At 72.1% G+C, this 5,578-nt stretch carries 6 protein-coding genes; all 6 read left to right on the top strand.

The annotated features are described in order from the left end of the window. Window positions 1-45 precede the first annotated feature (45 nt). Window positions 46-1,011, top strand: coding sequence for a DUF881 domain-containing protein (locus CCN29_RS31820; RefSeq protein WP_442538603.1), 966 nt, complete (start codon window positions 46-48; stop codon window positions 1,009-1,011). Between the two features lie 61 nt (window positions 1,012-1,072). Next, entirely contained in the window at window positions 1,073-1,969 is an 897-nt protein-coding gene (locus CCN29_RS31815) for an FHA domain-containing protein (RefSeq protein ID WP_078592320.1), read from the top strand. A 37-nt stretch (window positions 1,970-2,006) separates the two neighbouring features. After that, the gene (gene ftsR / locus CCN29_RS31810; protein WP_006134299.1) at window positions 2,007-2,747 is read left to right on the top strand and encodes a transcriptional regulator FtsR; all 741 of its coding nucleotides are present in this window, start codon (window positions 2,007-2,009) and stop codon (window positions 2,745-2,747) included. 101 nt (window positions 2,748-2,848) lie between these two features. After that, window positions 2,849-3,322: a bifunctional nuclease family protein gene (locus tag CCN29_RS31805; RefSeq protein WP_004934251.1), complete on the top strand. Its 474-nt coding sequence runs from the start codon at window positions 2,849-2,851 to the stop codon at window positions 3,320-3,322. A 186-nt stretch (window positions 3,323-3,508) separates the two neighbouring features. Further along, window positions 3,509-4,192, top strand: coding sequence for a MerR family transcriptional regulator (locus CCN29_RS31800; protein WP_086686002.1), 684 nt, complete (start codon window positions 3,509-3,511; stop codon window positions 4,190-4,192). 82 nt (window positions 4,193-4,274) lie between these two features. Continuing rightward, a partial coding sequence (locus CCN29_RS31795) for a DNA polymerase IV (RefSeq protein ID WP_107481755.1) occupies window positions 4,275-5,578 on the top strand: 1,304 nt, incomplete at its 3' end.

The raw sequence follows: 5,578 nt of genomic DNA, 5'->3' as shown, positions 1-5,578 counted from the left end.
CCCGAGACGCCCGCGTCCGCCCCCGACGCGCCGCCCTCGGCCGGGCTGCGCAGGGAACTGCCCGCGGAGGTGCCCCCGCCCGCCCCGCGGACGGAGTCCGGGACGACCGGCGCGAGCCCGGCGCACCACACGCATCACGCACACCACGGGCACCACGGATCTCATGCGTCTCAGGCCCCGAAGGCCGCCCAGGCCCCGAGGACCCCTCAGACGCCCCGAACGCCCCAGCCGTCCCGGGGGCCTGAGAGCGGCGCGACTCCCGCCGCCGACGGGCCCTCCGAGCCCGCGCTGACCGGGCGGCAGCGGCTCGTGAACGGGCTGTGGCCGCCGCGCGTGACCCGGGCCCAACTCATCGTCGCCCTCCTGCTGTCCGGCCTCGGGTTCGGTCTCGCCGTCCAGGTCGCCTCCACCAGCGACACCGACAGCGCGCTGCGCGGCGCACGCCAGGAGGATCTTGTACGCATCCTCGATGAACTCGACGACCGTACCGAGCGTCTTGAAGACGAGAAGCAGGGTCTCGAGAAGCAGCGGGAGGAGCTGGAGAACAGCTCCGACCAGGCCGAGGAGGCGCGCAGGCAGACGATCGAGAAGGAGCGGCAACTCGGCGTCCTCGCGGGCACCGTGGCCGCCCAGGGGCCCGGCATCGAGATGACCATCGAGGACACGAAGGGGACGGTCGAGTCGGACATGCTGCTCGACGCCATCCAGGAGCTGCGCGCCGCGGGCGCCGAGGCGATCCAGGTGAACGGGGTCCGGGTGGTGGCAGGCACGTACCTGTCGGACGCGGACGGCGGAGTCTCGGTGGACGGGAACAAGATCAAGTCCCCGTATCGTTTCAAGGTCATCGGCAAGCCGCAGGACCTGGAGCCGGCGCTCAACATCCCCGGAGGCGTGGTGCAGACGCTCGAGAAGGAACAGGCCACCGTTACCGTGGAGCGGTCGGACAAGATCGTTGTGGACGCCTTGCGAGCGCCGAAGCGGCCTGACTACGCTCGGTCGTCCTCCCGGTGAACCGGGGGTGCATGGGGGTCGTCCGGCCAGGGCATGAGGTTGCGGGGGGTCGGCGCACCGAATGGGTGGTGCGTGGTGGAAACTGTCTGGCGGAGGCGGACGTTGTGAAGATGTCCGGGTCGGCCAAAGTGTTCAGTCAGGGTTCGTCCTGCCCCACGGGCGGGTCTGTTTCGGTCAAGGGGAATCGCCCGTGAAGTTGTTTGGGAAGTTGTTCGGCAAGAGCGCGCGGCGAGAGGGCGGCGACAGCGCGACCGCCGTTCACCGCGCACAGCCCGATGCGGAAGGTCAGCGTCCGCTGTTCCGGGACGAGGCGGGCGGCATAGGCGCTGGACAGCCGTCGAGCTCCGGTGCGGGCGGAGGGTTCTCCAGCCCGTACGCGTCCCAAGCCCCCGGCGGGCAGCCGCGGCAGGAGGATCCGTCCATGTCGGCCCTGGTGTGTTCGAGGTGCGGCAACCGCAACGCGGAGAACAGCCGCTTCTGTTCCAACTGCGGTGCGCCGCTGAAGCCGGGCGTCACCCCGGAGCGCCCCTCCGAGACGACGTCCACGATCTCCATCTCCGGTCTCGAGGCCTACGACGCCGAGGCCACCGGGCAGACCCAGGTGCCCGCGCTGTCCCCGGAGGCGCAGGCCGCCGTCGACGCGCTGCCGGTGGGCTCCGCCCTGCTGGTCGTGCGCCGCGGCCCGAACTCGGGCAGCCGCTTCCTGCTGGACGGCGACCTGACCACGGCCGGGCGTCACCCGCAGAGCGACATCTTCCTCGACGACGTGACGGTCTCCCGCCGCCATGTGGAGTTCCGCCGCAGCCCGGACGGCTCGTTCACGGTCGCCGACGTCGGCAGCCTGAACGGCACGTACGTCAACCGCGAGCGGATCGACCAGGTCGCCCTGGCCAACGGCGACGAGGTGCAGATCGGCAAGTACCGGCTGGTCTTCTACGCGAGCCAGCGGAGCTACTGACCCCCCGGCGAGGCCCCGGGGACTCCAGGAAGGGTCCATGCTGCAGACACCGAGCGGCGGCGCCGGCGACGGCGCCGCCGCCGCGGACACCGGACTGATGAGCATCGGTGCGGTGCTGAACGTGCTGCGCGAGGAGTTCCCCGAGGTCACCATCTCCAAGATCCGGTTCCTGGAGTCGGAAGGGCTCGTCGAGCCGCGCCGCACCCCGTCCGGGTACCGGAAGTTCAGCACCGGGGACGTCGAGCGCCTCGGCCATGTGCTGCGCATGCAGCGCGACCACTACCTGCCGCTGAAGGTGATCCGGGAGCATCTGGCGGCCATGGAGCGCGGCGAGGCCGTGCCCCTGCCGGCGCTGAGCCGTCCGGGTGACGGCGAGGACCCCGCCGAGAGCGTCCCGGACACCCCCGCGGCGGCCCGCATCGGACGCGGCCGGCTGCTCGCCGCCGCCGGGGTGGACGAGCAGCGGCTCGCCGAGTGGGAGTCGTACGGACTGCTCGTCCCGGTCGGGGACGGGGTGTACGACGCGGAGGCGGTCACCGTCGCCGGGCTGCTCACGGAGCTCGGGCGGTACGGGATCGAGCCGCGCCATCTGCGCGCCATGAAGGCGGCCGCCGAGCGGGAGGCCGGGCTGGTGGAGCAGGTCGTGGCGCCGCTGCGGCGGCACCGCAACCCGCAGACCAGGGCGCACGCCGAGGACCGCACCAAGGAGCTGGCCTCTCTCACCGTGAAGCTGCACGCGGCGCTGGTGCGGTCGGCGCTCGGGGTGCGGCTGCCCTGAGGGCGGCACGGCCCCGGGCGGGACGGCACAGTGCGGCCGGATCGGCCACCTGATCCCGGCCCGACTACCCAAACGTCCCGGGCACGGCCTAGGGTTGCTGTGTGAACGAGCTCGATGTCGTAGGTGTCCGGGTCGAAATGCCCTCCAACCAACCGATCGTGCTGTTGCGTGAAGTGGGCGGCGACCGCTACCTCCCCATCTGGATCGGCCCCGGGGAGGCCACGGCCATCGCCTTCGCCCAGCAGGGCATGGCGCCCGCACGGCCGCTGACCCACGACCTGTTCAAGGACGTGCTGGAGGCCGTGGGACAGGAGCTCACGGAAGTGCGCATCACCGACCTTCGGGAAGGTGTCTTCTACGCCGAGCTGGTCTTCGCCAGCGGTGTCGAGGTGAGCGCCCGGCCCTCCGACGCCATAGCGCTCGCCCTGCGGACCGGGACCCCGATCTACGGAAGCGACACGGTGCTGGACGACGCCGGGATCGCCATTCCGGACGAGCAGGAGGACGAGGTGGAGAAGTTCCGCGAGTTCCTCGACCAGATCTCGCCGGAGGACTTCGGGACCAGCAACCAGTGAGTGTTTCCCTGGGCCTCGGCGGCGGTCGGGGCCGCGCCGGGCACATTCGGCTAGCCTTTCCCCGCGACGGGGCACGGGAAACCACTCTTAGGGTGATTATCACTCGGCGTGCCGAGTGTGGCGATCGTTGACGCACCCTTGGTGACTGCCTACCGTCGAGGAGGCAGGTCAAGGACGGAGGTCGGCGTGAGAAGCAGCGGCGACGGTACGGCTGGGGGTGCCCCCGGACGCGTTTTAGGGGCGGGCGGGCCGTATCCTCCCCAGAGCTTTCCGCTCCGCCCGGGCGGGGTTCCTCCCGCGCGGGGCGGTGCGGTCGATCCCGCTCCGCAGCGACCGACGGCCGTGCCGAGCGGTGGAGGGGCGGTGGGCATGGCGACCGAGGAGATCGGCTACCGCGGGCCCACGGCCTGCGCCGCGGCCGGCATCACCTACCGCCAGCTCGACTACTGGGCGCGCACGGGCCTGGTCGAGCCGAGCGTGCGCCCCGCCCAGGGGTCCGGCACACAGCGGCTGTACAGCTTCCGCGACGTCGTCGTGCTGAAGATCGTGAAGCGGTTCCTGGACACCGGTGTGTCCCTGCAGAACATCCGCACCGCCGTCCAGCATCTGCGCGAGCGCGGCTTCAGCGACCTGGAGCGCATGACGCTGATGAGCGACGGCGCCACGGTCTACGAGTGCACCTCGCCGGACGAGGTCCACGCCCTGCTCCAGGGCGGCCAGGGCGTCTTCGGCATCGCCGTGGGCGTGGTGTGGCGGGACGTGGAGAGCGCCCTGTCGCAGCTGCACGGCGAGCGCGTCGACACGGGCGAGACGCTGATCGGCCACAACCCGATGGACGAGCTGGCCCGCCGCAGGAACCGCGCGGTCTGAGACCGCGGTTCCCGCGGGGCCGTGCCGCCCGGGGCGCGGCTCGACGAGGGCGTTGTCAGTGGCATGGGGCAGCATCGGAGATGTGAGATCCGCTCCCACGATCCTGCATCTCGACATGGATGCCTTCTACGCCTCGGTGGAGCAGGCGTCCAAGCCGAGTCTGCGCGGCAAGGCCGTGATCGTGGGGGGACTGGGCCCGCGTGGAGTGGTCGCCACGGCCTCCTACGAGGCCCGCGTCCTCGGCGTGCACTCGGCGATGCCCATGTCCCAGGCGCGGCGGCTCGCGCCGAACGCCGCGTATCTGGTGCCCCGGTTCGCGCTGTACCGCTCGATCAGCGACCAGGTGATGGCCCTGCTGCGCGCCCTGTCACCGCTGGTGGAGCCGCTCAGTCTCGACGAGGCGTTCGTCGACCTGGAGGCCGGGGGCACGGCGTGGGACGAGCGGTCGGCGCGGCTCGTCGGCGCGAAACTGCGCGCCGACATCCGGGCGGTCACCGGACTGACCGGTTCCGTGGGACTGGCCGCCTCCAAGATGCTCGCGAAGATCGCGTCGGAGCAGGCGAAGCCGGACGGGCTCGTCGTGATCGAGCCCGGGACCGAGCGGGCGATGCTCGAACCGATGCCGGTGCGGACCCTCCCGGGCGTCGGACCCGCCACGGGTGACCATCTGCGGCGGGCCGGCATCCACACGGTCGGCGAGATCGCCGAGGCGGGCGAGGACGAGCTGGTGCGGCTGCTCGGCAAGGCCCACGGGCACGCTCTGTACGCGATGGCGCTGGCTCGCGACGACCGGCCCGTCGTCGCCGAGCGCGAGACGAAGTCGGTGTCCGTCGAGGACACGTACGACGTGGACATCCACGACCGGGTGCGGGTCGGCACGGAGGTGGCGCGGCTCGCGGATCGCTGCGTGCGCCGGCTGCGGGGGGCCGGCCTGTCCGGCCGCACGATCGTGCTGAAGGTCCGGCGGTACGACTTCTCCACGCTGACCCGGTCCGAGACGCTGCGGGGCCCCACCGACGACCCGGCGGTCGTCCGGGAGGCGGCGGCCCGGCTGCTGGACTCGGTGGACACCACGGGCGGCGTACGGCTGCTCGGCGTCGGGGTCAGCGGGCTGGCCGACTACACGCAGGAGGATCTGTTCGCCCAGGCGGCGGGCGATGCGGGGGAGGATACGGCGCGGGAGGGCGAGATGCCCGAGCCGGCGCCCGAGGCCCGCCCGGAGGTACCCGCCGAACGGCGCTGGCCCGCGGGGAGCGACGTCCGGCACGCCGAGTACGGGCACGGGTGGGTGCAGGGCAGTGGGCTGGGCCGGGTGACCGTTCGCTTCGAGACGCCTGTGTCGGCGCCGGGCCGGGTGAAGACGTTCCGGGTCGACGACCCGGCGCT

Origin of the sequence: Streptomyces pseudogriseolus (assembly GCA_002154585.1) — a bacterium.
In the GTDB taxonomy this organism is placed as follows: Bacteria; Actinomycetota; Actinomycetes; order Streptomycetales; family Streptomycetaceae; genus Streptomyces; species Streptomyces pseudogriseolus.
The sequence above is the reverse complement of the archived record's forward strand: the minus strand, read 5'-3'. Positions and strand labels throughout refer to the sequence as shown.